21 protein-coding genes are annotated in these 24,092 nt (G+C 70.5%); 12 read left to right on the top strand and 9 right to left on the bottom strand.

The window, feature by feature from the left end; all coding sequences use genetic code 11:
• Positions 1-37: 37 nt before the first annotated feature.
• Both QMG61_RS11620 and QMG61_RS11615 read left to right on the top strand, forming a co-directional pair.
• The gene (locus QMG61_RS11620) at positions 38-598 is read left to right on the top strand and encodes an RNA polymerase sigma factor (RefSeq protein WP_283494489.1); all 561 of its coding nucleotides are present in this window, start codon (positions 38-40) and stop codon (positions 596-598) included.
• Positions 585-1,544: an anti-sigma factor gene (locus QMG61_RS11615; protein WP_283494488.1), complete on the top strand. Its 960-nt coding sequence runs from the start codon at positions 585-587 to the stop codon at positions 1,542-1,544. Before QMG61_RS11620 ends, QMG61_RS11615 begins: the two co-directional genes overlap by 14 nt.
• A 131-nt stretch (positions 1,545-1,675) precedes the next feature.
• On the opposite strand, the gene hpaD is transcribed toward QMG61_RS11615, so the two are convergent.
• The 6 genes from hpaD to QMG61_RS11585 all read right to left on the bottom strand — a co-directional run bounded on the left by hpaD (position 1,676) and on the right by QMG61_RS11585 (position 8,408).
• Positions 1,676-2,752: a 3,4-dihydroxyphenylacetate 2,3-dioxygenase gene (gene hpaD, locus QMG61_RS11610; protein WP_283494487.1), complete on the bottom strand. Its 1,077-nt coding sequence runs from the start codon at positions 2,750-2,752 to the stop codon at positions 1,676-1,678.
• A 46-nt stretch (positions 2,753-2,798) separates the two neighbouring features.
• Positions 2,799-4,316 carry a 5-carboxymethyl-2-hydroxymuconate semialdehyde dehydrogenase gene (hpaE, locus tag QMG61_RS11605; RefSeq protein ID WP_283494486.1) on the bottom strand — a complete coding sequence of 506 codons (1,518 nt, stop codon included), beginning with the start codon at positions 4,314-4,316 and terminating at the stop codon, positions 2,799-2,801.
• A gap of 2 nt (positions 4,317-4,318) precedes the next feature.
• Entirely contained in the window at positions 4,319-5,278 is a 960-nt protein-coding gene (gene dapA, locus QMG61_RS11600; protein WP_283494485.1) for a 4-hydroxy-tetrahydrodipicolinate synthase, read from the bottom strand.
• Positions 5,262-6,026, bottom strand: coding sequence for a GntR family transcriptional regulator (locus QMG61_RS11595; RefSeq protein WP_283494536.1), 765 nt, complete (start codon positions 6,024-6,026; stop codon positions 5,262-5,264). Before QMG61_RS11595 ends, dapA begins: the two co-directional genes overlap by 17 nt.
• Before the next feature lie 5 nt (positions 6,027-6,031).
• Complete coding sequence (locus QMG61_RS11590; protein WP_283494484.1) at positions 6,032-7,513, bottom strand: fumarylacetoacetate hydrolase family protein; 1,482 nt, start codon at positions 7,511-7,513, stop codon at positions 6,032-6,034.
• 175 nt (positions 7,514-7,688) lie between these two features.
• Positions 7,689-8,408, bottom strand: coding sequence for an IclR family transcriptional regulator (locus QMG61_RS11585; protein ID WP_283494535.1), 720 nt, complete (start codon positions 8,406-8,408; stop codon positions 7,689-7,691).
• A gap of 127 nt (positions 8,409-8,535) precedes the next feature.
• On the opposite strand from QMG61_RS11585, the gene QMG61_RS11580 reads away from it, so the two are divergent.
• From QMG61_RS11580 to QMG61_RS11560, 5 genes are all read left to right on the top strand, one after another.
• Positions 8,536-9,138 carry a hypothetical protein gene (locus tag QMG61_RS11580; protein ID WP_283494483.1) on the top strand — a complete coding sequence of 201 codons (603 nt, stop codon included), beginning with the start codon at positions 8,536-8,538 and terminating at the stop codon, positions 9,136-9,138.
• Positions 9,139-9,230: 92 nt separating this feature from the next.
• Positions 9,231-10,706: an NAD-dependent succinate-semialdehyde dehydrogenase gene (locus tag QMG61_RS11575; RefSeq protein WP_283494482.1), complete on the top strand. Its 1,476-nt coding sequence runs from the start codon at positions 9,231-9,233 to the stop codon at positions 10,704-10,706.
• 224 nt (positions 10,707-10,930) lie between these two features.
• Positions 10,931-11,728: a TrmH family RNA methyltransferase gene (locus tag QMG61_RS11570; RefSeq protein ID WP_283494481.1), complete on the top strand. Its 798-nt coding sequence runs from the start codon at positions 10,931-10,933 to the stop codon at positions 11,726-11,728.
• Between the two features lie 47 nt (positions 11,729-11,775).
• Positions 11,776-12,981, top strand: a complete 1,206-nt coding sequence (locus QMG61_RS11565) for a thiolase family protein (RefSeq protein WP_283494480.1) — start codon at positions 11,776-11,778, stop codon at positions 12,979-12,981.
• Positions 12,981-13,817, top strand: a complete 837-nt coding sequence (locus QMG61_RS11560; protein ID WP_283494479.1) for an SDR family NAD(P)-dependent oxidoreductase — start codon at positions 12,981-12,983, stop codon at positions 13,815-13,817. Before QMG61_RS11565 ends, QMG61_RS11560 begins: the two co-directional genes overlap by 1 nt.
• A gap of 36 nt (positions 13,818-13,853) precedes the next feature.
• Here the strand turns inward: QMG61_RS11560 and QMG61_RS11555 are convergent, their stop codons facing one another.
• The gene (locus tag QMG61_RS11555; RefSeq protein ID WP_502847035.1) at positions 13,854-14,870 is read right to left on the bottom strand and encodes an agmatine deiminase family protein; all 1,017 of its coding nucleotides are present in this window, start codon (positions 14,868-14,870) and stop codon (positions 13,854-13,856) included.
• 8 nt (positions 14,871-14,878) lie between these two features.
• Positions 14,879-15,883, bottom strand: coding sequence for a nitrilase-related carbon-nitrogen hydrolase (locus QMG61_RS11550; protein ID WP_283494477.1), 1,005 nt, complete (start codon positions 15,881-15,883; stop codon positions 14,879-14,881).
• A 79-nt stretch (positions 15,884-15,962) separates the two neighbouring features.
• Between QMG61_RS11550 and QMG61_RS11545 the strand changes: the two genes are divergently transcribed.
• The 4 genes from QMG61_RS11545 (at position 15,963) to QMG61_RS11530 (ending at position 20,565) form a co-directional block, all read left to right on the top strand.
• Positions 15,963-16,607: a TetR/AcrR family transcriptional regulator gene (locus tag QMG61_RS11545; protein WP_283494476.1), complete on the top strand. Its 645-nt coding sequence runs from the start codon at positions 15,963-15,965 to the stop codon at positions 16,605-16,607.
• 63 nt (positions 16,608-16,670) lie between these two features.
• A complete protein-coding gene (locus tag QMG61_RS11540; RefSeq protein WP_283494475.1) occupies positions 16,671-17,723 on the top strand; it encodes an iron ABC transporter substrate-binding protein in 1,053 nt (350 codons plus the stop codon).
• An 11-nt stretch (positions 17,724-17,734) separates the two neighbouring features.
• The gene (locus QMG61_RS11535; RefSeq protein WP_283494474.1) at positions 17,735-19,375 is read left to right on the top strand and encodes an ABC transporter permease; all 1,641 of its coding nucleotides are present in this window, start codon (positions 17,735-17,737) and stop codon (positions 19,373-19,375) included.
• Entirely contained in the window at positions 19,372-20,565 is a 1,194-nt protein-coding gene (locus QMG61_RS11530; protein ID WP_283494473.1) for an ABC transporter ATP-binding protein, read from the top strand. Before QMG61_RS11535 ends, QMG61_RS11530 begins: the two co-directional genes overlap by 4 nt.
• Before the next feature lie 170 nt (positions 20,566-20,735).
• On the opposite strand, the gene QMG61_RS11525 is transcribed toward QMG61_RS11530, so the two are convergent.
• Positions 20,736-22,178 carry a helix-turn-helix domain-containing protein gene (locus QMG61_RS11525; RefSeq protein WP_283494472.1) on the bottom strand — a complete coding sequence of 481 codons (1,443 nt, stop codon included), beginning with the start codon at positions 22,176-22,178 and terminating at the stop codon, positions 20,736-20,738.
• Between the two features lie 134 nt (positions 22,179-22,312).
• Here QMG61_RS11525 and QMG61_RS11520 point away from each other — a divergent pair.
• Positions 22,313-24,092 (top strand): phosphoenolpyruvate carboxykinase (GTP) (locus QMG61_RS11520; RefSeq protein ID WP_283494471.1); only part of this gene is annotated, 1,780 nt, incomplete at its 3' end.

The following is a 24,092-nucleotide window of genomic DNA, read 5'->3' as shown; positions in this document are numbered from 1 at the left end:
CCAGAGGCGCTCACCAACCGGAGGACACCGAAGCGACGTGACGGCACTCACCGAGGAAGACGACCACGGGCGACTGGTCACGGCCTTCCTGGCCGGGGACGAGCAGGCGCTTGCCGAGGCTTACGCGCGTTGGTCGTCCCTCGTCTACACGATTGCCGTGCGTTCGCTCGGCGATCCGGGCGAGGCCGAGGACGTGACGCAAAAGGTTTTCATCGCCGCGTGGCGTGGGCGGGCAACATTCCAGTCTTCGCGGTCGCGACTGCCGGCGTGGCTCGTGGGGATCACCCGGCACACCGTGGCGGACACCCACGAGGCCCGGTCTCGGCGCCGCCGGGTCGAGGAGGCCGTCACCTTCGAGCACGAGCTCAGCCAGGCCGACGACTCAGTCGACATCGCCGACCGGGTGATGATGACCGACGAACTACAGCGACTCGGGCCGGTGCCGCAGCGGGTGATGCAACTCGCGTTCTACGACGACCTCACCCACACCCAGATCGCCGATAGCCTCGGAATGCCGCTTGGCACCGTGAAAAGTCATATCCGTCGAAGTCTGAACAGATTGCGCATGAGATTGGAGGCGAATGATGACGCACATTGACGGCGACGACCTCGCCCTGATCGCCATGGGCGAGCTCGACCGCACCGAAGCCGAGGGCCGACACCTGGCCGAATGCCCCGAGTGTGCCCTGGAACTCATCTCGTTGCGGCACACGGTCGCCGTCGGCCGGTCCGCCCGCACCGTCGAACTCGCGGAGCCGGGCGCGCAAGTCTGGGAGCGGATCCACTCCGAGCTGGGCCTGACCGACGCTGTCGCCGCGCTGCCACGCGCCGCCGACTATGCCATCGGCGCCGGGCCCGCCCTCGCTGCCGACCCGGCCGCCGCCGAGCCCGCCAGTGCCGAGCCCGCTACCGGACCCGCTACCGCTACCGGACCCGCTATCGCTACCGCGCCTGCTACCGCTACCGGACCCGCCACCGCTACCGGACCCGCCACCGCTACCGGACCCGCCACCGCTATCGGACCCGCCACCGCTACCGGACCGGCGGCCGCCAACCACCACGCCGGTTATCGGCGGACGCGTCGCGCTCGCCGGGTCTGGCTCCCCGTGACGGTTGCCGCGGGCGTCGCCGGCCTCGTCGCCGGCCTTTTCGGCGGACTCGGCGGCGGCATCTGGTGGGAGTCGCTGCAGCAGCAGCAAGTGGCCGCCCCCGTCATCGCCGAGGCCCGGCTGGACCCCTTCCCCGGTTGGAACGCCACCGGCATCGCCACGGTCGAGAAGGCCGCAGACGGCCACCGGGAAGTGGTGGTCGACCTCACCGGGCTGACGTCCACCGCCGGGCTCCGCGAGGTCTGGCTGATCAAGGCGGACGCATCCGGACTGATCAGTATCGGCCTGCTCGACGGCGACACCGGACACTTCTCCATCCCGGACGGCGTGGACCTGGCCCAGTTCCCCCTGGTCGACGTGTCCGTCGAACCCGACGACGGCAACCCGGCCCACTCCGGCGACTCGATCGTACGCGGCGAACTGCACACCACCTGACCGGACCCCCCCCCCGTTCCTCTAGCAGCACCCCGCCCATGTCGCGAGAGTGCACAATTGGCCCCTTCACCGAAGCTGAAGGGGCCAATTGTGCACTTTCGCGGCTGGGCAGGGCCCGAACGGTGGGGCGGTTAGAGCTGGTGGCCGAGTTTGTACTCCGGCAGGTCCTCGCCCTTCCGGGTGTACGAGAAGCCGTCGGCGCCGACCGTCACGGCCATCTCGCTCGACTCGACACGTTCGATCACGGGCTGCGGGTTGCCGTCGAGGTCGAGCACGAGGGAAGCGTCCGTGTACCAGCTGGGCACGACGGGGTTGCCCCACCAGTCACGGCGTTGGTTGTCGTGCACGTCCCAGGTGACGACGGGGTTGTCCGGATCGCCGGTGTAGTAGTCCTGGGTGTAGATCTCGACCCGGTGGCCGTCGGGGTCGCGCAGGTAGAGGTAGAACGCGTTTGACACGCCGTGCCGGCCCGGGCCGCGCTCGATCAGGTCGGACTTGCGCAGCGCGCCGAGCTTGTCGCAGATGTAGATGATGTTGTGCTTCTCGTGCGTGGAGAAGGCGATGTGGTGCATCCTCGGCCCGTCGCCGCCGGTGAGGGCGGTGTCGTGCACGGTGTCCTTCCGGCGCAGCCAGGCCGCGTAGGTGACGCCGTCCTCATCCTGGATGTCCTCCGTCACCCGGAAGCCGAGGTCCTCGAGGTAACCGCGGCCGAGACCGACGTCGGGGGTGACCTGGTTGAAGTGGTCCAGGCGCACGAGCGCGCCGGGGCCCTGCAGATCGTAGCGCCAGGCGAGGCGTTCCACGTGTTCGGTGTCGAAGAAGAACTCGTACGGGAAGCCGAGCGGGTCTTCGACGCGCACGGAGTCGCCGATCCCCTTGACGAAGCCGTTTGCGCGGCGTTCGGTGCGGCAGCCCAGTTCGCGGTAGTACGCCTCGGCCAGGTCGACGTCGAGGGGAGAGCGCACCCGGAAGCCGAAGGCGGCCGTCGCGGCCACCGGGCCCGTGCGCAGCACGAGGTTGTGGTGGATGAACTCCTCGAAACTGCGCAGGTAGATCTCGGTGTCGGTCTCTTCGGTGACGACGAGGCCGAGAATGTCGACGTAGAACTCGCGCGACGCGGCCAGGTCGGTGACGACGAGGTCCATATAGGCGCAGCGCAGGATGTCGGGCGGGGTGGCCGCAGGGGTGGGGATGGGGGTCGTGGTCATGGGGTTCCTCCTCGTTGAGTGTGCGTCGTTGTGGCCGAAGGCCAGGTCAGTTCGCGCCGAAGCGGGCCGTGTGCACGGCGCCGAGCGTGATGTGCACGGCCTGCTGGTCGGTGTAGAAATCGATCGAGCGGTAGCCGCCCTCGTGGCCGAGGCCGGAGGCCTTGACCCCGCCGAACGGGGTGCGCAGGTCGCGCACGTTGTGCGAGTTCAGCCAGACCATGCCGGCCTCGATCGCCTGGGCGAAGGTGTGCGCCCGGGTGAGGTTGCCGGTCCAGAGGTACGCGGCGAGGCCGTACTTCACCCCGTTGGCGAGGGTGAGGGCCTCCTCGTCGGTGTCGAAGGGGGTGATCGACACGACCGGGCCGAAAATCTCCTCCTGGAAGATCCGGGCGGTGGGCGGGACATCCGCGAACACGGTCGGGGACACGTAGTTGCCCTCCGGCAGATTCGCCGGACGCCCTCCGCCGGCGAGCAGGCGGCCCTCGGTCTTGCCGATCTCCACGTAGCTCATCACCTTGGCGTAGTGCTCAGGGTGCACGAGCGCGCCGACCTCGGTCTTCGGGTCGTGCGGGTCGCCGACCACGATGTTCGCCGCGCGGGCGGCGTACCGGGTGCAGAACTCCTCGTAGACCGAGCGTTCGACCAGGATCCGACTGCCGGCGGTGCAGCGCTCGCCGTTGAGCGAGAACACACCGAACAGGGTCGAGTCGATGGCGGCGTCGAGGTCGGCGTCGGCGAAGACGATGGCTGGGGATTTGCCGCCGAGCTCCATCGACATGCCCTTGAGGTTGGCGGCGCAGTTGCGATAGATGGTCTGGCCGGTCGTCGTCTCGCCGGTGAAGGAGATCAGGGGCACGCCCGGATGCTTGACCAGCGCGTCGCCGGCCTCCTCGCCGATGCCGTTGACCAGGTTGAACACCCCGTCGGGCAGCCCGGCGGCGGCGAAGATCTCCGCCCAGAGGCTGGCCGAGAGCGGGGTGAACTCGGCCGGTTTGAGCACGACGGTGCAGCCGGAGGCCAGTGCGGGGGCGAGCTTCCAGCTCTCCAGCATGAACGGCGTGTTCCACGGCGTGATCAGCCCGGCGACACCGACCGGCTTGCGGTTGACGTAGTTGATCTGACTGCCCGGCACCTTGTAGGTGTCGTCGGCTTGGGCGACGATCAGGTCCGCGAAGAAGCGGAAGTTCTCGGCGGCGCGGTTGGCCTGGCCGAGGGCCTGGGTGATCGGCAGGCCGGTGTCGAAGGTTTCGAGTTCGGCGAGGCGGGCATCCTGGGCCTCGATCGCGTCGGCGATCCGGTTCAGGATGCGGGACCGTTCCCGCGGCTTCATTCCGGGCCAGGGACCGTTCTCGAACGCCTCGGTCGCGGCGGTGACGGCCAGGTCGATGTCTTCCTGCTGGCCGGCGGCGGCGGTGGCGTAGGTCTGGTTGGAGACCGGGTCAAGCACGTCGAAGGTCTTGCCGGAGACGCTGTCGACGAAGCGTCCGCCGATGAAGTGCTGGATGCGGGTCGGCAGGTTCTCCGGGATGAAGTGCACGGCCGGGGTGGTGTCGGTGGCGGGCATGGTCAGGCTCCTGTCGGGGTGAAGCCGTCGACCGTGAAACCGTCGACGGGGGAGAGATACGCTTCGCCGGCGGCCAGGAACTGCTTCATCTTCACCAGGCCGGCATCGGTGGGGGTGATCAGCGGGGGGCGGACGAAACCGGAGGCGATCAGGCCGCGTTGCTCGAGTACCCATTTGCCGGGTGCCGGGTTGGTTTCGACGAAGAGCAGGTCGACGAGGGGGTGCAGCCCGTAGTGGATCTCGCGTGCTCGGTCGAGGTCGCCGGCGACCCAGGCGTTGTACAGCTCGACGTGGGCGACGGGCGCGATGTTCGAGGTGGCGCTGATCAGGCCGACGCCGCCGAGGGCGAGCAGCGGCAGGCAGAGCAGTTCGATGCCGCTCCAGACCAGCAGCTCCTTTCCGCAGAGATGCAGCACCCGGGAGAAGTGTTCGAAGTCCTTGGTGGTCTCCTTGACCCCGACGAAGTTGTCGAAATCGCGGTAGAGCCGGGCGATGGTCTCGGGGGCGATGTCCACGGCGGTGCGACTGGGCACGTTGTAGGCCACGATCGGCAGGTCGGGGAACTCCTCCGCCACGGTCTTGTACCAGACGTAGAGGGCCTCCTGAGTGGGCCTGGCGTAGTACGGGGTGATGATCAGCGCGGCGTCGACGCCGGCGTCCTGCGCGGCGGCGGTCAGCTCGAGGGTCTCGTCGAGCTTGGCCGAGCCGGTGCCCGGCATGAACGGCACCCGGTCGCCGATGGTCTCGGCCACGGTGCGGATCGCGGCCGCGCGCTCGGTGATGGTCTGCGAGCTCGGCTCACCGGTCGACCCTCCGAGCGAGATGCCGTGGGTGCCGGAGGCCAGCTGCCAGTTGACGAGGTTGGCGAGGCCGGCGTGGTCGACGGCGCCGTCGGCCGAAAACGGCGTCATGAGGGGTGCGATGGAACCCTTGATCTGGCTGGGGTCACTGCGGAACTTCATTGTTTTTCCCTTTCGGAGCAGGAGAGGCGGAAGCAGGAGAGGTGACGGGGGCCACGATCTTCTGGCGGGCGAGGAACGCCTCGAGGGTGCCGAGGCGGTGGTTGCGGGCGGCGAGTTCGACCTGGATGGGGTCCGCGCCGTTCTCGATCAGGTCGAGCAGGGCCGCGTGTTCGGCGACGGACTCGTGGGCACGGCCCGGCACGAAGCTGAAGATGGAGTCGCGCAGGGCGCTGAGCCGGCTCCAGCCGCGGTGGACCAGGTCGAGCAGGTGCGGGTTCGGGCAGCCCTCGAACAGAACGGAGTGGAATTCGAGGTTCAACCGGGTGAAACTGACGGGGTCGAAGTGGTCGAGGCAGTCGGCCATCTCCGCGTTGATCCGTCTGGCGCGATCGAGGGTGTCCGCGTTGAGAGCCGGAGCGGAGAGGGCGGTGGCGTAGCCCTCGACGAGGCTGAGCGTCTGCATGGTGTGCACGTACTCGGTCGCATCCAGCATGGCGACCTGGGCGCCGATGTTCCGTTCGAACGTGACCAGGCCTTCGGCCTCGAGCAGGCGGATGGCCTCCCGCACGGGGACCGCGCTGACGTCGAGTTCCCGGGCGATCTGCCCGAGCACCAGCCGGTAGCCGGGGCTGAACGTGCCGTCGCTGATGCGCGACCTGATCCACTGGTGGGCCAGCTGGGCCTTGCTCAGCGACGCACCGTCCTGGTCATTCGCGGGGGTTGCGCCCTTCGCGGGGATTCCGCTCAGCGCGCTCACGTCGTCTCCTGCCACTTACGGTAGCGGGCCTTCCAGTCCGCGTTCATCGGGTACAGGCCGTCGACGCCGTGCCCGGCCGCGACCATCTCGGCGATGAAGCCTTCCTCGCGCTCCTGCTCGATGGCGGAGGCGACGACCTCCTCGACCAGGTGCGGCGGGATCACGAGCAGGCCGTCGGCGTCACCGACGATGACGTCGCCGGGTCGCACGGCGGCGCCGCCGCAGGCGATGGCCAGGTCGGTGTCCCAGGGAACGTGGCGCCGGCCGAGCACGGCCGGGTGGCCGCCGGCGTGATAGGTGGGGATGTCGAGGGCCGCGACCGCCGCGAGGTCGCGCACCCCGCCATCCGTCACGATCCCGGCCGCGCCGCGCACCTGGGCGCGCAGGGCGAGGATGTCGCCGACCGTGCCGGTGCCGCGCTCGCCGCGGGCCTCCATCACGATCACATCGTCCGGCCCGAGGGAGTCGAAGGCGCGTTTCTGGGCGTTGTAGCCGCCGCCGTGGGACTCGAACAGGTCTTCCCGGTTCGGCAGGTAGCGCAGGGTGCGCGCCCGGCCGACGAGCCGGGCCTCCGGCCTGGTCGAGCCGAGGCCGTCGATCGACACGTTGTTGAAGCCGCGTTTGCGCAGCTGCGCGCTCAGGGTGGCCGTGCCGACGCTGTTGATGCGGTCCTTGAGCGCGGGGGTGAGCACGAACGTGGGAGCCGCCGGGGTGAGTCCGGCGGCCTCGGGCGAGCCCCAGGCCTCGGTGCGCTGCAGGTCGTCGACCCGCGGCTCGGCGCCGAAGGACCCGAGCGGAACGATGCCCTCGATGACGACCGTGCCGAGTCGGCCGGTGGTCATCGGCCGGAGGGCGGTCGGGGCGTCGACCTCGACCTCCACCTTGTCGCCCGGACGCACGACCGAGGCGCCGGCCGGGGTTCCGGTCAGGATGATGTCGCCCGGTTCGAGCGTGATCAACTGGGAGAGGTCGGCGACCAGCCGGCCGAACGGGAAGAACAGCGTGGCGGTCGTGTCGTCCTGGGCGAGTACCCCGTTCACCCAGGTGCGGATGCGCAGCGCCGCCGGATCGATCTCGCGGGCGTCGAGCACGACCGGCCCGATCGGGGTGAAGCCGTCACCGCCCTTGGAGCGGAGATTGGAGCCCTTGTCGGCGTAGCGCAGGTCGTAGACGCCGAAGTCGTTGCTCGCGGTGACGCCGGAAACCGCGTTCCAGCCATCAGCCGGGCTCACCCTGCGGGTCCGGGTGCCGATGATCAGGGCGATCTCGCCCTCGAAGGCGAGCAGCTCGGTGCCGGCCGGGCGTTCGATTTCGCCGGAGAGGGCGAGGGAGCTGGCCGGTTTCAGAAAATAGGACGGCTGGGCCGGAACTCGCCCGCGCTGGGCCGCGCGGCTCGGATAGTTGACGTGCACGGCGATGACCTTGCCCGGCCGGGTACCGACGAGCGCCGCGACGGCGGATTCGATGGTGTCGCTCATCCCACACTCCTCTGTGTTGACCTGCCTGTTTGATGCCTGTTTGATGCCTGTTCGATGCCTGTGCTGATCTGCCGCCCGATCCCATCGAGCGGTATGTATCAAATCATATACGATTTAGAAGGAAAGGCAATCGAACCTTGCCGGAATTTCTTCCGACGCCGCGGAAGAACGAGTCTCAGCGCATCCCGGCCGAGATTGCGGCGGCGGCCAGGCCGAGCCGGGCGCCGAGGTCGGCCGGCAGGCGCGCACCGGCCAGGTAGACCACGGCGACGGCGGCGGGAGGCTCGCCGGGCACGGACAGCGGCACGGCCACGGAAGCCAGCCCGGGGATGACCTCGTCGTGGCTGGTCGCGAAGCCCAGGCCGCCGACGGCCGCCGCCTCGGTGCGCCGCTCGGCGTCCGCGCCGAGTTCGGCCCACTGGGCGGGCGAGAGCAGGGACTGGATGGCTATGCCGGGTGCGCCGATTGTGAGCGGATGCCTGGTGCCCGGCCGCTGCGCGACCGTCGCGTGCGCCTGCCGGGGCTCCACGCTGACCAGGGTGACGACCTCGGACCGGTCGAGCACGGCAACGAACGCCGTCATCCCGAGCTCGTTGGCGACACTCGTCAGCTCCGGCAGCGCCGCGGCCTGCAGGTCGCGGGAGACCCCCCGGGCGAGCGCCGCCATCCGGGGGCCCAGGCGCACGGCCCCCGCGGCATCCCGTACGACGACGCCGTGGTCTTCCAGGGTGCGGAGGATTCGGTAGGCGATCGATCGGTGCACGCCGAGCGCCGAGGCGACCTCGGCGATGGTCAGCGGGGAGTCGGCCTCGGCGAGGATCTCGAGCACGCGAATGCCGCGGGAAAGGGTCTGCGAGTGCGGCGGGGCGCTCGCGCCGGCCTGGCTGGTTTGCATCGACACGCTGCCATTCTTGCATCCGCTGCCCGAACGCCCCGGGCTTGAGGCAGCCGTGCGCCGTCCGACCGCAGCCGTGCGCCGAGAGTCAACACGGCGGGAGGAGATCGGCCTAGCTTGGTGCTCAATGAGCGCGATCTGGGTTTCCGTCTGGCTGGCCGCCGCCGCGGTGGCGGCCGGCCTCGCCGCCGTCTGTGCGCTCGCGGCGCTGCGGATGCCCGGGCGTGCCGCCGCGGCCGCGCCATCGATGGTGGTGATGGCGGCGTCCACGCTCGACATGGCCCTGCCGAACGCGCACCTGCTCAGCCCCCTGGCCTGGGCGGCACTCCTGGTCGGCGCGACCCTGCTGGCGCTCCTCGACCGGGGCAAGCGGGTTGCCGCCGCGCACCATGCGGCGGCGTTGCTGCTGATGGCGGTGATGTGGTGCGCGATGCTGCCTGGCCTGCCCGGCGTGAACCCGGCCATCCCCGCGAGCGTCACGACCGGCGTCACCGCCACGGCGCATTCGGGGCACGGCCAGGCGTGGACCGGCTACGGGGCGCTGCTCGGCTGGTTGGTGCTCGCGGCATCCGTCGCCCTGGCGGCCAGCGCCGTGCGCACCGCCAGACGCCGCACCGGCTGGCAGGGCACGAGCGTTGCCGAGAGGCTGGAGGCGGCCCAGCACGTGGGCATGGCGCTGGCGATGGCCGCGATGACCGCCGGCATGTTCCTGCCGTTGTCCTGGCCGTGAGGGAACCGGCCCCGCGCGTCCCGGTTCCCTCACGCTGCCGAGGATAGAATTCGACCGTCACTCGACGGGCACAGACAAGTATGGGAGACCCTATGACGTATGTCACCGAAGCAGAACTGCTCCACAACGTTCCGAACGAGCTGTACATCAACGGCAAATGGGTTCCGGCCGCCGACGGCGCCACCCTGACGGTGCGCGACCCGGCGACCGGCAAGGTCATCAAGACGATCGCCGACGCGGGCGTCGCGGATGGCGCGGGCGCCCTCGACGCTGCCGTCGCGGCGCAGGCCGGCTGGGCGGCAACCCCGCCCCGGGTGCGCGGCGAGATCCTGCGGCGCGCCTTCGACCTGCTCCAGGAACGCAAGCAGGAGTTCGCGCTGCTGATGACGATCGAGATGGGCAAGCCCCTCGCCGAGGCCTACGGCGAGGTGGCCTACGGCGGGGAGTTCCTGCGCTGGTTCAGCGAGGAGGCCGTGCGCGTCACGGGCCGGTACGGCACCAACCCCGAGGGCACCGGGCGGATCATCGTCTCCCAGCACCCGGTCGGGCCCTGCTTCCTGATCACCCCGTGGAACTTCCCCCTCGCGATGGCGACCCGCAAGATCGCCCCCGCGCTCGCCGCGGGCTGTACGGTCGTGATCAAACCCGCCGAGCTGACCCCCCTGACCACCCTGCTCTTCGTGCGACTGCTCGAAGAGGTCGGGCTGCCCGCCGGCGTCGTCAACGTGATCACGACCTCGACCTCGGGCGCCGTGTCCGGACCGATCATCGCCGACCCGCGCCTGCGCAAGCTCAGCTTCACCGGGTCGACGCCGGTCGGGCAGAAGCTCATCCAGCAGTCCGCCCAGGGCATCCTGCGCACCTCGATGGAACTCGGCGGCAACGCCCCGTTCGTCGTCTTCGAGGACGCCGACCTGGACAAGGCCGTGGCCGGTGCGATCGCCGCGAAGTTCCGCAACGTCGGCCAGGCCTGCACCGCGGCGAACCGGTTCATCGTGCACCGCTCCCTGGCCGATGAGTTCGCTCGCCGGGTCACCGAGACGGTCACCGGTTTCACGATCGGCCGGGGCACCGAGGAGGGCGTCACGGTCGGCCCGCTGATCAACCAGGCCGCCATCGACAAGGCTGACACGCTCGTGCAGGACGCGCTCGGCCGGGGAGCGACACTGCTCACCGGCGGGTCGGCCATCGCCGGGGACGGAACGTTCTACCAGCCCACGGTGATCTCGGGCGTCGCGCCGGGCAGCGACATCCTGCGCGAGGAGATCTTCGGCCCGGTGCTGGCGATCTCCACCTTCGACGACGAGGACGAGGCCGTGCGCCTCGCCAATGACACCGAGTACGGGCTGATCAGCTACGTCTTCACCCAGGACCTCGCCCGTGGGCACCGGATGATCGAACGCCTGCAGACGGGCATGATGGGCCTGAACGTCGGCGTGATCTCCAACGCGGCGGCGCCGTTCGGCGGGGTGAAGCAGTCCGGCCTGGGCCGCGAGGGTGGGCTCGAGGGCATCCACGAGTACCTCTCCACCAAGTACACCCTGGTCCCGGACCCCTTCCTCGACTGAGCCCGCCCCTCCCGTTCCCGCCCACACCCCGCCCACTCCCCGTCCCATCCCGCACTCACGTGCATAACTCCTGCTATTTGTGCGGACTCTGGCCGCGAGCCCCGGAATCCCGCGGCGGCCGAGCCGGCTGCTTAGAATTTGCAGGAGTTATGCACGGTGCGGGAACGAAACCTCGGCGCGAACCTCCGCGGGGGGCGTGGCGGGGGCGCGGCTAGACTTTGCGGATGCCCGTCATCGAGATCAGCGACCTCACCGATCCGAGGCTGGTCGACTACGCCCACCTGACCGATGTCGCCCTGAAGAAGGCGCGCGGCACCGAACACGGGCTATATATAGCCGAATCGGCATTGGTTCTGGAGCGGGCGTTGCGGGCCGGGCACAGGCCGCGGTCCGTGCTGGCGCTGGGCAATACGGTCGCCGAGGCGCGGGAGCTCGTCGGCGACGACGTGCCGGTGTTCGTCGGACCGGGGGAACTGCTCGCGGAGCTGACCGGGTACATCCTGCACCGCGGGGTGATCGCGGCGATGCACCGCCCCGAGCTGCCCGATCCCGACGCCCTGCTCGCCGGCGCCCGCCGGATCGTCATCCTCGAAAACGTGTCCGACCCCACCAACGTGGGCGCCATCTTCCGCTCCGCCGGCGCGATCGGCGCGGACGCGATCCTGGTCACGCCGCGCTGCTCCGACCCGTTCTACCGCCGGGCCATCCGGGTCTCGATGGGCACCGTGCTGCAGGTGCCGTGGACCCGCGTCGGCGACTGGCCGAGCACCCGCGCCCTGCTGGACCGGCACGGATTCCACGTGGCCGCCCTCGCCCTGTCCGAGGATGCCGTGAGCCTGCGCGATTTCCGCGGCGCCGACCACGATCGGCTGGCCCTGCTGCTCGGCGCCGAGGGCGAGGGCCTCACCGAGGCCGCGCTCGCGGCATCCGACAGCGTCGTGCAGATCCCGATGAAGCACGGCATCGACTCGCTCAACGTGGCCGCGGCCAGCGCCGTCGCGATGTGGGCGCTCTCGGGCTGAATCGCGGGCGGACCCGCCGCGTCGCCGCGGAAGCCTAGGCTGAGGGCATGAGCAATGATGCTGTCATCGTCGATGTCGTGCGTACCGCGTCTGGCCGCGGCAAGCCCGGGGGTGCCCTCTCGGGCGTGCATCCGGCCGATCTGCTGGCCGGCGTGCTGCGCGAACTGGTCAGCCGCAACGACCTCGACCCCGCACTCGTCGAGGACGTGATCGGCGGGTGCGTCAGCCAGGTCGGCGAGCAGAGCTACAACATCGTGCGCACGGCACTGCTGAGCGCCGGCTTCCCCGAATCCGTGCCCGGCACCACCATCGACCGGCAATGCGGCTCCAGCCAACAGGCGGCGACGTTCGCCGCTCAGGCGGTCATGTCGGGCAGCTGCGACGTGGTCATCGCCTGCGGCGTCGAATCGATGAGCCGGGTACCGCTGGGTTCGTCGCTCGGCGGAGCACCGGGATCGGGCCCCGGCCAGGACCCGCACGGCAGCCTGATGCACGCCCGCTACCCGCAGGGGCTGGTGAACCAGGGCGTCTCCGCCGAATTGATCAACCAGCACTGGCGGCTCGGCCGCGGCGAGCTGGATACCTTCGCCGCCCGCTCGCACCGTCTCGCCGCGGCCGCGGCCGGACGTGGCGACTTCGACGGCGAGCTCCGGCCGACGACCCTGGCCGACGGCCGGACGGTCACCGACGACGAGACCATCCGCCCCGGAACCACCCACGATTCCCTGGCCGCGCTGCCGCCGGCGTTCCGCACCGACGCGCTGGCCGCCCGGTTCCCGAAACTCGACTGGCACATCACCGCCGGCAACTCCTCCCCGCTCACCGACGGGGCCTCCGCCGCGCTGATCATGAGCGCGAAGCGGGCCGCCCAGCTCGGCCTCAACCCGCGCGCCCGGTTCCACAGCTTCGCCGTCACCGGAAGCGACCCGCACCTGATGTTGACCGGGGTGATCCCGGCGACCCGGCGCATCCTCGAACGCTCCGGCCTGGGCATCGACGACCTCGACGCCTACGAGGTCAACGAGGCCTTCGCCAGCGTGCCGCTCGTCTGGCTGCGCGAAATGCACGCCGACCCGGCCCTGCTCAACCCGCGCGGCGGCGCCATCGCGCTCGGCCACGCGCTCGGCTCGTCCGGCACCCGGCTGCTGGGAACCCTGCTCAACCACCTCGAACTCTCCGGCGGGCGGTGGGGCCTGCAGACCATGTGCGAGGGCGGCGGCATGGCCAACGCCACCATCATCGAGAGGCTCTGATGCGCATCGACGGATGCTCCGCGCTCGTCACCGGTGCGGCATCCGGCCTCGGCCTGGCCACCGCCACCGCTCTCGCCGCGGCCGGCGCGGCCGTCGTGCTGCTCGACCTGCCGGGTTCCCCCGGCGACGAGGCCGCCGCGCTGCTCGGCGGTCGGGCCCGGTTCCTGCCGGGGGATGTGACCCGGGCCGAGGACGTGCAGGCCGCCGTCGACGCCGCGACCGCGCTCGGGCCGCTGCGGATCGTGGTCAACTGCGCCGGCATCGCCCCCGGGCAACGCACGGTCGGCCGGGACGGTCCGCTGCCGCTGGACGACTTCGACCGGGTGATCCGGATCAACCTCGTCGGCACCTTCAACGTGATCCGACTGGCCGCGGCGGCGATGCAGGCGACCGACCCGGTCGGCGGCGCGGGCGGCAACCCGACCGGCATCCCGCCCGGCACCCCGACCGGCACCCCGCCCGGCAGCCCGGCCGGCATCCCGGAGCGTGGCGTGATCATCAACACGGCCTCCGTCGCCGCCTTCGACGGGCAGATCGGCCAGGCCGCCTACGCCGCCTCCAAGGGCGGGGTCGCCGCGATGACGCTTCCCCTCGCCCGGGAGTTCGCCCGCACCCTGATCCGCGTGGTCGCCATCGCCCCCGGCATCTTCGACACCCCGCTGCTGCGCGGGCTGCCCGAGACCGTGCGTGAGTCGCTCGCGGCATCCGTGCCGCACCCGGCCCGGCTGGGCGACCCGGCCGACTTCGCCGCTCTCGTGCGGCACATCGTCGAGAACCCGATGCTCAACGGCGACACGATCCGGCTCGACGGCGCCATCCGGATGCCCCCGCGCTGACCGTCGCGCCTGCGGTCACGGCCAGGCGCCCCGGCGTCAGACCGTCGCGGTCGGCTGCTGCTGGGTGATGCAGTGGACGCCGCCGCCGCGCGCGAACAGTGGCCTCGCCTCGACCGCGACGACGCTCCGACCGGGGTAGGCGGCAGCGAGGATCTCCCGTGCGGCCTCGTCGGCGCGATCCTCGCCGAAGCTGCAGGCGATCACCCCGCCGTTGACCACGAGGTGATTGACGTAGCTGTAGTCCACGAATCCCTCCGCATCGGCGAGCACGGTCGGGGCCGGCAGGTCGATGATCGTCCAGGGGGTGCCCGCCGCATCCGTCGACGCTGCCAGCACCCGGCGCAGCTCCCGGGTGATGAGGTAGTCGGGATGCTCCGGGTCGTCCTGGGAATGCACGAGCAGCGTGCCGGGGGAGGGGATCGCGGCCACGATGTCCACGTGGCCCCGGGTGCCGTAGCGCTCCTGGTCGCGGGTGAGGCCGCGCGGCAGCCAGACCACGTGGCCGGCTCCGATCGTGCGGGCCAGCTCGGCCTCGACCGTGGCGCGGTCGGCGTGCGGGTTGCGCCCCGGATCCAGCTGCACGCTGAGGGTGGCCAGCACCGTGCCCAGGCCGTCGACCTGGATGCCGCCGCCCTCATTCACCAGCGATGAGGGGATGCTCGTGGCCCCCGACGCCCCCGTGACCCGGCGGCCGATCTCGGCATCCTTGCCCCAGCGCGCCCAGTCCTGGCCGCCCCAGCCGTTGAAGGTCCAGTCGACGGCACCGAGTTTGCCGTCGTCGGCCAGCACGAAGCTCGGGCCGATGTCGCGCATCCACGCATCGTCGAGCGGTGCCTCGATCAGCTCGACCGCCGCCGACAGGTAGCGGCGGGCCACGGCGGCCTCGGCCGGGTCGACGACCATGCTGACCGGCTCGAACTCGAGCACGGCGTGCGCCACGTCGGCCCAGGTCTGGCGGGCCTCCGCGGCCGAGGTCGCGTCGTCACCGAGGGTGTAACCCGACGCCGGGAACGCCATCCAGACCCGGTCCTGCGGTGCGGTCTCGGCCGGCATCCGCCAGGTCACGCCCGCGCTCCGCTCGGCACGGCGGAACCGGCCGCGCCGAACGGGCGCTCCGGGTCGACCGGTGCGGTCAGCCCGGCATAGCTGTCGGGCCGGCGGGTGCCGAGGAACGGGAAGAGCGCGAGCCATTCCTCCCGCTGGGACAGGTCGAGGTCGGCCACCAGCACGACCGACTCGTCCCGCGGCGCCTGCACGAGCACGCGACCGTAGGGGTCGGAGATGAACGACGAGCCGTAGAAGGTGAGGTCGCCCTCGTCGCCGTGCCGGTTCGGCACGACCATGAACAGCCCGCTGGTGATGCCGTTGGCCACGATCACGTGCTGCCAGATCGGCTGGGTGTCGAAGGCGGGGAAGCCGGGTTCGGAGCCGATCGCCGTCGGGTAGACGAGCAATTGCGCGCCGGCCAGGCCGTAGAGCCGGGACACCTCGGGGAACCACTCGTCCCAGCACGTGGGCAGGCCCAGGCGCGCTCCGCCGAGTTCCTCCGGCGCGTAGACGGGGTAGGCGTCCTCTGCCGGGCCCGGCCGAAACCAGGTGTCCTCGTAGTAGCCCTCGGTGACCGGGATGTGCAGCTTGCGGGTGCGGCCGAGCAGCGTGCCGGTCGGCGAGACGAGGATCGCCGTGTTGTAGCCGCGCGGGTCGGCCGGGGCATCGTCGTCGGCCGGGCGCTCGTAGAGCGAGGCGTGCACGACCACGCCCTGCTCGCGCGCCTGCGCGGCCGCGAAGGCGAACGTCGGGCCGGTCAGCAGATCCTCGGCGCCGAGCTTGGGCACGCCCGTGGCGCGCTCGTTGCCCGGGTACCGGGAGAGGGTCAGCTCGGGCAGGAACACCACCTTCGCCCCCTCCGCGGCGGCCAGACGGATGCCCTCGGCCAGCTCCGCCACGAGCGTCGCCCGGTCGTCGTGCCACCGGTGCTGCACGAGCGCGACCCGAAGCGGGGCGGCGGCAACGGGGTTGACCCGGGTGAGCGGAATGGCGGTGCCGGCGGCAATGATCAGGCGCATGGGATCTCCGGTGGGACTACGGCGGTAATTGATCATATGATCAACAAGGTTAGAGTAAAGCTATATACACTGAGGTGCCATGTCAACCGTCCAGCACGAACCCCGGCCAGGCGCCCGCCGCAAGTCACCGGCCGCCCGCGCGGCCGAGATCGCGGTTGCCGCCCGGGAGATCGCCCTGGCCGACGGGCTGCCCGGCATCACCCTGCGCGGCGTCGCGGCCCGGATCGGGGTGACCCCCGCCCTGGTCAGCCACTATCAGCCGAGCATGGAGGTGCTGGTCGCCGACACCTTCAGTGCCATCGTCGCGGCCGAAATCGGCGAGGTGGCCGAGGAGCTCGCGCCGTGCATCGGGCCGGTCGCCGCGCTCGCCGCCCTGATCGACTCCCTCCTGGGGCCGGAGCGCAGCAGCGTCACCGCCGTCTGGCTCGACGCGTGGAGCCTCGGTCGGCGCAACCCGGCCCTGGCCGTTGAAGTTGGGGTGCAAATGGATGCCTGGCAGGCCTTCGTCGCCGACCTCCTGCGCCGGGGGGTCGGCACCGGCGAGTTCACCGCCGACGACACCGAGGCGGTGGCCTGGCTGCTGCTCGGCATCATCGACGGGCTGAACGCCCACGGCATCGTGCGGTACGGACACGCCGGGTCGCTGCGCGGGCTCGTGCGCACCGTGGCCGAGCACGAGCTCGGCCTGGCCGCCGGGGTGCTGTCGCACCGTGACCCTGGTTAATTAGGGTAGGCTTACCTTATTCTCGCGGGCGCTGCCCGCCCGACAGATGGGGTACGCAACACGATGAACTTGACACGCAAATGGGCCATGATCGTCGGCATCGCCGGGGTGACCCTGTTGGGCGCGACAGCCTGCAGCGCGAACGGCGCGACATCCGGTTCGACGGCTCCGTCCGACGGTAGCCCGTCCGGGTCCATCACGGTGTACAACGCCCAGCACGAGGAACTCACCCAGGCCTGGGCCGACGAGTTCACCAAGGAAACCGGGGTTGAGGTCACCCTGCGTAACGGCGAAGACCCCGAACTCGGCAACCAGCTCGTGCAGGAGGGAACGGCCTCGAAGGCAGATGTCTTCCTCACCGAGAACTCGCCGGCGATGAGCCTCGTCGATAACGCCGGGCTGTTCGCCCCGGTCGACAAGGCCACCCTCGCCCAGGTCCCTGACCGGTTCCAGCCGAGCTCCGGCAATTGGACCGGCATCGCGGCCCGCTCGACCGTGTTCGCGTACAACCCGGCGCTCCTCTCCGAGGACCAGCTGCCGTCGTCGCTGCTCGACCTCGCCGACCCGAGCTGGAAGGGCCGGTGGGCGGCCTCACCGTCCGGCGCCGACTTCCAGGCCATCGTCAGCGCCATGCTCGAGCTCAAGGGCGAGTCGGCGACGACCGCCTGGCTCAAGGCGATGAAGACGAACACCGTGGCCTACAAGGGCAACAGCACGGTGATGAAGGCCATCAACGCCGGGGAGATCCCCGGCGGCGTCATCTACCACTACTACTGGTACGCCGACCAGGCCGGCACCGGCGAGAACAGTGCGAACACCCGGATGCACTACTTCAAGAACCAGGACCCGGGCGCCTTCCTCAGCCTCTCCGGCGGCGGCGTGCTCGCCTCCAGTCCCAATCCGGTCGCGGCCCAGGCGTTCCTCGCCTTCATCACCGGCAAGGCAGGCCAGACCATCCTGCAGACCGGCACCTCGTTCGAGTACCCCATCGTCGACGGAGTCAGCGCGAACCCCGCTCTCCTGCCGCTCGGCGACCTCGACGCACCGAAGATCGACCCGTCCCAGCTCAACGGCACCCTGGTCACCGATCTGATGACCCAGGCCGGGCTTCTGTAAACTCGATAGTGATGTCCGCCACCCTGCCACCCGTGAGCCCGGCGCCCGAACGCCGGGATTCGCCGTCGGTTCCGCCGGCGAGCCCGCCGCCCTCCGCCGGTTCGGCGCGCGCGGATGCCGTCGGCGGGGTGCGCAGGCGGCCGTCGCCGTTCATCGTCGCGGTGGCGTTCACGGTCTCGCTGCTCGGGCTGCTCCCGCTCGGCTACGTCATCGTCACCGGTATCCTCACCGGTTGGACCGAACTCTCGGCGCTCGTGTTCCGGCCCAGGGTGGGCGAGCTGCTGGCCAACACGGTCGGACTGGTCGTGGTCACGGTTCCGCTCTGCGCGGCCATCGGCGTCGGCGCGGCCTGGCTGGTCGGCCGCACCAGGCTGCCGGGCGCCCCGGTGTTCGCGGTGCTGCTCGCGGCGCCGCTCGCGGTTCCGGCCTTCGTGAACAGCTACGGCTGGGTGAGCGCCATCCCGTCGCTGAACGGGCTCTGGTCCGGCGTTCTGATCGCCACCCTGTCCTATTTTCCCCTGGTCTACCTGCCGTGCGCGGCGGCGCTCCGACGGTTGGATCCCACCGTGGAGGAGGCGGCCGGCTCGCTCGGCAGCGGCGCCTGGGGAGTCTTCTTCCGCGTGATCCTGCCCCAGCTGCGACTGCCGATCCTTGGCGGATCCCTGCTGGTCGGCCTGCATCTGCTCTCCGAGTACGGCGCGTTCGCCATGGTGCGCTTCGACACCTTCACCACCGCGATCGTCGAACAGTACCGGTCCACCTTCAACGGCCCGGCGGCGAACGCCCTCGCCGGGGTGCTCGTGCTCCTGTGCCTCTTCCTGCTCGTCGGAGAATCCGGCGCCAGGGGGCGCTCCCGCTACGCCCGGATCGGCTCCGGAGTGGCCCGCACCCCGACGCGCCGGTCCCTCGGTCGGCTCCTGCCGCTCGGCTACCTTTTCCTCGGCGGACTATTCGTGCTCTCGATCGGTGTGCCGTTCACGAGCGTGGTCCGCTGGCTCGTGCAGGGCGGGGCATCCGTCTGGGCCGACGGCGTGGTGGGCGAGGCGTTCCTGCAGACCGTCGGCTACGGCCTCATCGGCGCCGTCGTCACCTGCCTGCTGGCGTTCCCGATCGCGTTCCTTGCCGTGCGCTACCCCAGCCGCCTGGCCCGCGGCCTCGAATCGGTCAACTACCTCACCAGCTCGCTGCCCGGCATCGTGACCGCGCTGGCCCTGGTGACGGTGAGCATCCGTTTCGTGCAGCCGCTCTACCAGACCATGGTGCTGGTGATCGCGACGTATGTGCTGATGTTCCTGCCGCGGGCGCTGGTGAACCTGAGGGCCGGGCTTGCGCAGGTGCCGGTGGGTCTGGAGGAGGCCGCTCGCTCGCTCGGCCGGCACCCGCTCGGCGCGTTCCTCGGCGTGACCGCGCGCTTCTTCGCGCCGTCCGCGCTCGCCGCCGGCGCGCTCGTGTTTCTCGGGATCGTCACCGAGCTGACCGCGACCCTGCTGCTCGCCCCGAGCGGCACGCGCACCCTGGCGATCCAATTCTGGTCAAAGGTGAATGAGATCAATTACGTCGGTGCCGCCCCGTACGCCCTGCTGATGATCGTGCTCAGCCTCCCCGTCACCTACCTCCTGTTCGCCCGCTCCCGACTGACGAGCGTCTCGTGACCGACGAATCCGTGCCCGGCGCAGCCGGGGGTGCTGCCTCCGGCGCGGCCGAGGGGGTCGAGCGGATGCCGGCCGGCCGGGCCGCGATCGAGCTCGCCGGGGTCAGCAAGAGCTTCGGCGGCACGACCATCCTCGACCGGGTCTCGCTCGCGGTGCCGGAGGGCAGCCGCACCGTCATCGTCGGCTCGTCCGGCTCCGGCAAGACCACGCTCCTGCGCCTGATCAGCGGTTTCGAACTTCCGGATGCCGGAACGGTCACCGTCAATGGCCGCCTCGTCGCCGGGCCGGGCGTCTCGGTGGCCGCGCACCGGCGCGAGATCGGCTACGTCGCCCAGGACGGCGCCCTGTTCCCGCACCTCACGGTCGGGCAGAACATCGCCTTCGGACTCGGCCCTGCCCTCCGCGGCGGCACCAAACGGGAACGACGCAAGGCCGTCGCCGGACTCCTCGACATGGTCTCGCTCGACCCGGCCTTCGCCGACCGGCGTCCCGACGAGCTCTCCGGCGGCCAGCAGCAGCGCGTCGCCCTGGCCCGCGCGCTCGCCCGGCGCCCGAGGGTGATGCTGCTCGATGAGCCGTTCTCCTCCCTCGACGCCGGGCTTCGCTCCGCGACCCGCGACATCGTCGCGGCCACCCTCGAGCGCGCCGGGATCACCACGGTGCTCGTCACGCACGACCAGGCCGAGGCGATGAGCTTCGCCCACCAGCTCGCGGTGCTCCGCGACGGCCACCTCGGCCAGGTCGGATCGCCGCGGGAACTCTACTGGCGGCCGGTGGACCTGTTCACCGCGCGGTTCCTCGGCGATGCCGTCGTGCTCCCCGCCACCATCGGCGACGGGGTGGCCTTTTCCGCCCTCGGCGACGTGCCCATCATGCCCACCGATCTGCGCGGGCCCGGCTGCATCATGCTGCGCCCGGAGCAGATCGTGGTCGAGCCGTGTGATCTCGGCACCGGAGCGGAGGCCTGCACCGGCCAGGTCGAGGCCATCGACTTCCTCGGCGCCGAGGTGCAGCTTGCGGTGCGACTGCACGTGGCCGGCAGCCCGGGCGACGTGCTCGTGCACGTCAGGCAGCACGGCACCACCGGCACGGTCGTCGGCAGCGGGGTCAGCCTCCGGGCACGCGGCACGGCCACGGCATTCGCGGTCGCCGCGGCGGCGCACCGGCATCCGTCGCTCCCTGCGGTCTGACCGCCCCCACCCTGGCCCGCCAGACGTTTCACCGGCCGCCCTGTGCGTAACTCCTGCAATGTGTGGCGAGCCGACGGCCCAGCCGCGGAATCCTGCGGATCTGCCGGCCGGGCCGACCAAATTGCAGGAGTTATGCACGTGGATGCCCGGGGTCACCCCCGCAGCGGCGGCTACTCGGCGGCGTGCGCCTCGAGGAACTCGTACACCTCGGTGTCGTCCACGCCGGGGAACGTGCCGCTGGGCAATGGGGAGAGTACATGCGCGTGCAGCCGGGCGCTCGGCCAGGCCTTCCCTGCCCAGCGGGAGGAGACCTCCGACGCCGGGCGGCGGCAGCAGGACTCGTCCGGGCAGGTGGACACAGCCCGCTGCGTGGTCTCCCGACCGCGGAACCACTTCGCCTGCGCGAACGGCACCCCGACGCTGATCGAGAACTCGACGGCATCCGTCGCCCCGGTCTGGGTCGCCGACCAGAACGTGCCGGCGGGGGTATCGGTGTACTGGTAGAACTCGGTCGTGCGGTTGGTGTGGGTGAATGCGCTCCGGGCGCTCCACTGCTTGCAGACGTACTGGCCCTCGATCGACCCCGTCACGTCCACCGGCAGGGGAAGTCCGTCGTTCTCGTAGCCCTTCTGCAGCGCCCCGTCGCCGGTGACCCGCAGGAAGTGCAGCGGCATCTCCAGATGGGAGGTGGCCAGGTTGGTCAGGCGCAGCGCGGCGGCCTCGTGGGTCACCCCGAACGCGTCGCGGAAGTCCTCGACCGAGAGCTCACGCTCGCGTTTGGCGCCACTGAGGAACGCGACCGAGGCGTTCCGGGGCATCAGGCAGGCGGCCGCGAAGTAGTTGATCTGCAGTCTCTGCCAGAGGAACTCGGCGTAGCTGTCCGGCCGTTCGTGCCCGAGGAGCCGGTGGCCCATCGCCTGCAGCGCCATCGAGCGCAGCCCGTGACCGCCGGGGATCGACGCCGGTGGCAGGTAGATGCGGTGGTTGACCAGGTCGGTCACCGACCGGGTCGAATTGGGCAGGTCGTTCACGTAGATGAGGTTGAAGCCGAGTTGCTCGGCCATCACGCTCACCTCGCGGTGGGTCAGCGCCCCCGACACGTGACCGGATGCCCGCACCTGGTCCTCGGCGAGCTGCTCGATCTCGGGCATGTAGTTGTCCTGGTCGCGCATGCGTTCCCGCAGCTCGGTGTTCGCCCGCCGCGCCTCCTCCGGTGTCGCGATGGCCTCGCTGGCCCGGCGCGCGAGTTCCCGGTGCAGGCCGAGCAGGGACTCGAGCGCGGTGACCGGCATCCCCTTGGTCACCTTCACCGTCGGCAGGCCGAGGGCGCCGTAGAGCGGGTTCTTCTGCGCCCGGGCCAACTCGATCTCGAGGGCGGCCCGGGTGTTCGGCGCCTCCCCGCTGAGCAACTCGGTCACGGGGACGGCCAGGGCGGTGGCGACATCCTGCAGCGTCGAGAGTTTCGGCTCGCGTCGGCCGTTCTCGATCAGGGAGAGCTGACTGCCCGCCAGGCCGACCTGATCGCCGAGCTGATCGAGGGTGAGCCCGCGTTCGCTGCGGAAATGACGGATGCGCAGGCCGAGGGTGACGAGGTCGGAGGCACGTGTGGGCATTCCTTAACATTACCGAAAGAATCGTGATTCTTAACGGAAAGATTTCCCACGGAACGGCGGAAATAGGCGCATTCTTGATTTACCGGGCAAACTTACCCATCTGTCGCACCGGATCGACCACGAAAGGCCAGGAGATGACCATCGCGAATGTCTCAGTTCAGACCGGCGGGGGCGAGAACCGCAAAGCCGCGGGAACCACCGACCCCAATCTCCAGGCCTGGGTGGACGAAATTGCCCGGCTGACCCAGCCCGACGCGATCGTCTGGTGCGACGGGTCCCACCGCGAGGCCGATGCCCTCGCCAAGCAGCTCGTCACCGAGGGCAAGCTCATCCGGTTGAACCCGGAGTGGCGCCCCAACAGCTACCTCGCCCGCACCAGCCCGTCCGATGTCGCCCGGGTCGAGGACCGTACCTTCATCTGCTCGACCGATCCAGAGGATGCCGGCCCCACCAACAACTGGGCCGACCCCGCGTCGATGCGCGCCGAGCTGACCGAGGTCTTCGCCGGCAGCATGCGCGGTCGCACCATGTACATCGTGCCGTTCTCGATGGGCCCGCTCGGCGGCCCCATCTCGCAGCTCGGCGTCGAGATCACCGACTCGCCCTACGTCGTGCTCAACATGGGCATCATGACCCGGATGGGCGCCGAGGTGCTGCGCCTGATCGAGGCGGGAGCGAGCTGGGTGCACACCCTGCACAGCGTCGGCTACCCCCTCGTCGATGCCGGCGGACACCACCGTGCCGACGTCGAATGGCCGTGCAACGACAACAAGTACATCGTGCAGTTCCCGGAGACCCGCGAGGTGTGGTCCTTCGGCTCCGGCTACGGCGGCAACGCGCTGCTCTCCAAGAAGTCCTTCGCGCTGCGGATCGCCTCGGTGATGGCCCGCGACGAGGGCTGGCTCGCCGAGCACATGCTCCTGATCAAGGTCACCTCGCCGGAGGGCGGCGTCTCCCACCTGGCCGCCGCGTTCCCGTCCGCCTGTGGCAAGACGAACCTGTCGATGCTGCGCCCGACCATCCCCGGCTGGAAGGTCGAGACCATCGGCGACGACATCGCCTGGCTGCGCCCCGGCACCGATGGACGCCTGTGGGCGATCAACCCGGAGGCCGGCTTCTTCGGCGTCGCCCCCGGAACCGGCGAGGTCACCAACCCGACCGCCGTCGCCACCGTCTGGGGCAACACGATCTTCACGAACGTGGCGCTGCGCGACGACGGAGACGTCTGGTGGGAAGGCCTCACCGAGACGCCGCCGAAGCACCTGATCGACTGGCAGGGCAACGACTGGACGCCCGCCTCAAGCACCCCGGCCGCGCACCCCAACTCCCGGTTCACCGTCGCCGCGGCCCAGTGCCCGTCGATCTCCGACGACTGGGAGGCGTTTGGCGGTGTGCCGATCGACGCCATCCTGTTCGGTGGCCGCCGCGCCACCAACGTGCCGCTCGTCGCCCAGGCCCGCAGCTGGAAGCACGGCGTGTTCATGGGCGCCACCATTGCCTCGGAGAAGACGGCAGCCGCGGAAGGCATCGTCGGCGAGTTGCGTCGTGACCCGTTCGCGATGCTCCCGTTCTGTGGCTACAACATGGCCGACTACTGGGCGCACTGGCTCTCGGTCGGCAAGGGACTCGGCACCAAGGCCCCCGCGGTCTTCCAGGTGAACTGGTTCCGCAAGGGGCACGACGGCAGCTTCCTGTGGCCCGGTTTCGGCGAGAACTCGCGCGTGATCGAGTGGATCGTGCGCCGGGTCGAAGGCAAGGCGCAGGCCGTGGACACCCCGATCGGGCGTCTCCCCGTCGAGGGCGGCCTCGACCTCGACGGGCTCGACCTGTCGACGGATGCGGTGGAGCAGCTCTTCCACATCGACCACGCGTCGTGGCGGGCCGAGTGCGACCTCACCGAGGAGTACTTCGGCC

The sequence above is a fragment of the Cryobacterium sp. PH31-AA6 genome, from assembly GCF_030063195.1.
GTDB lineage: Bacteria > Actinomycetota > Actinomycetes > Actinomycetales > Microbacteriaceae > Cryobacterium.
The sequence above is the reverse complement of the archived record's forward strand: the minus strand, read 5'-3'. Positions and strand labels throughout refer to the sequence as shown.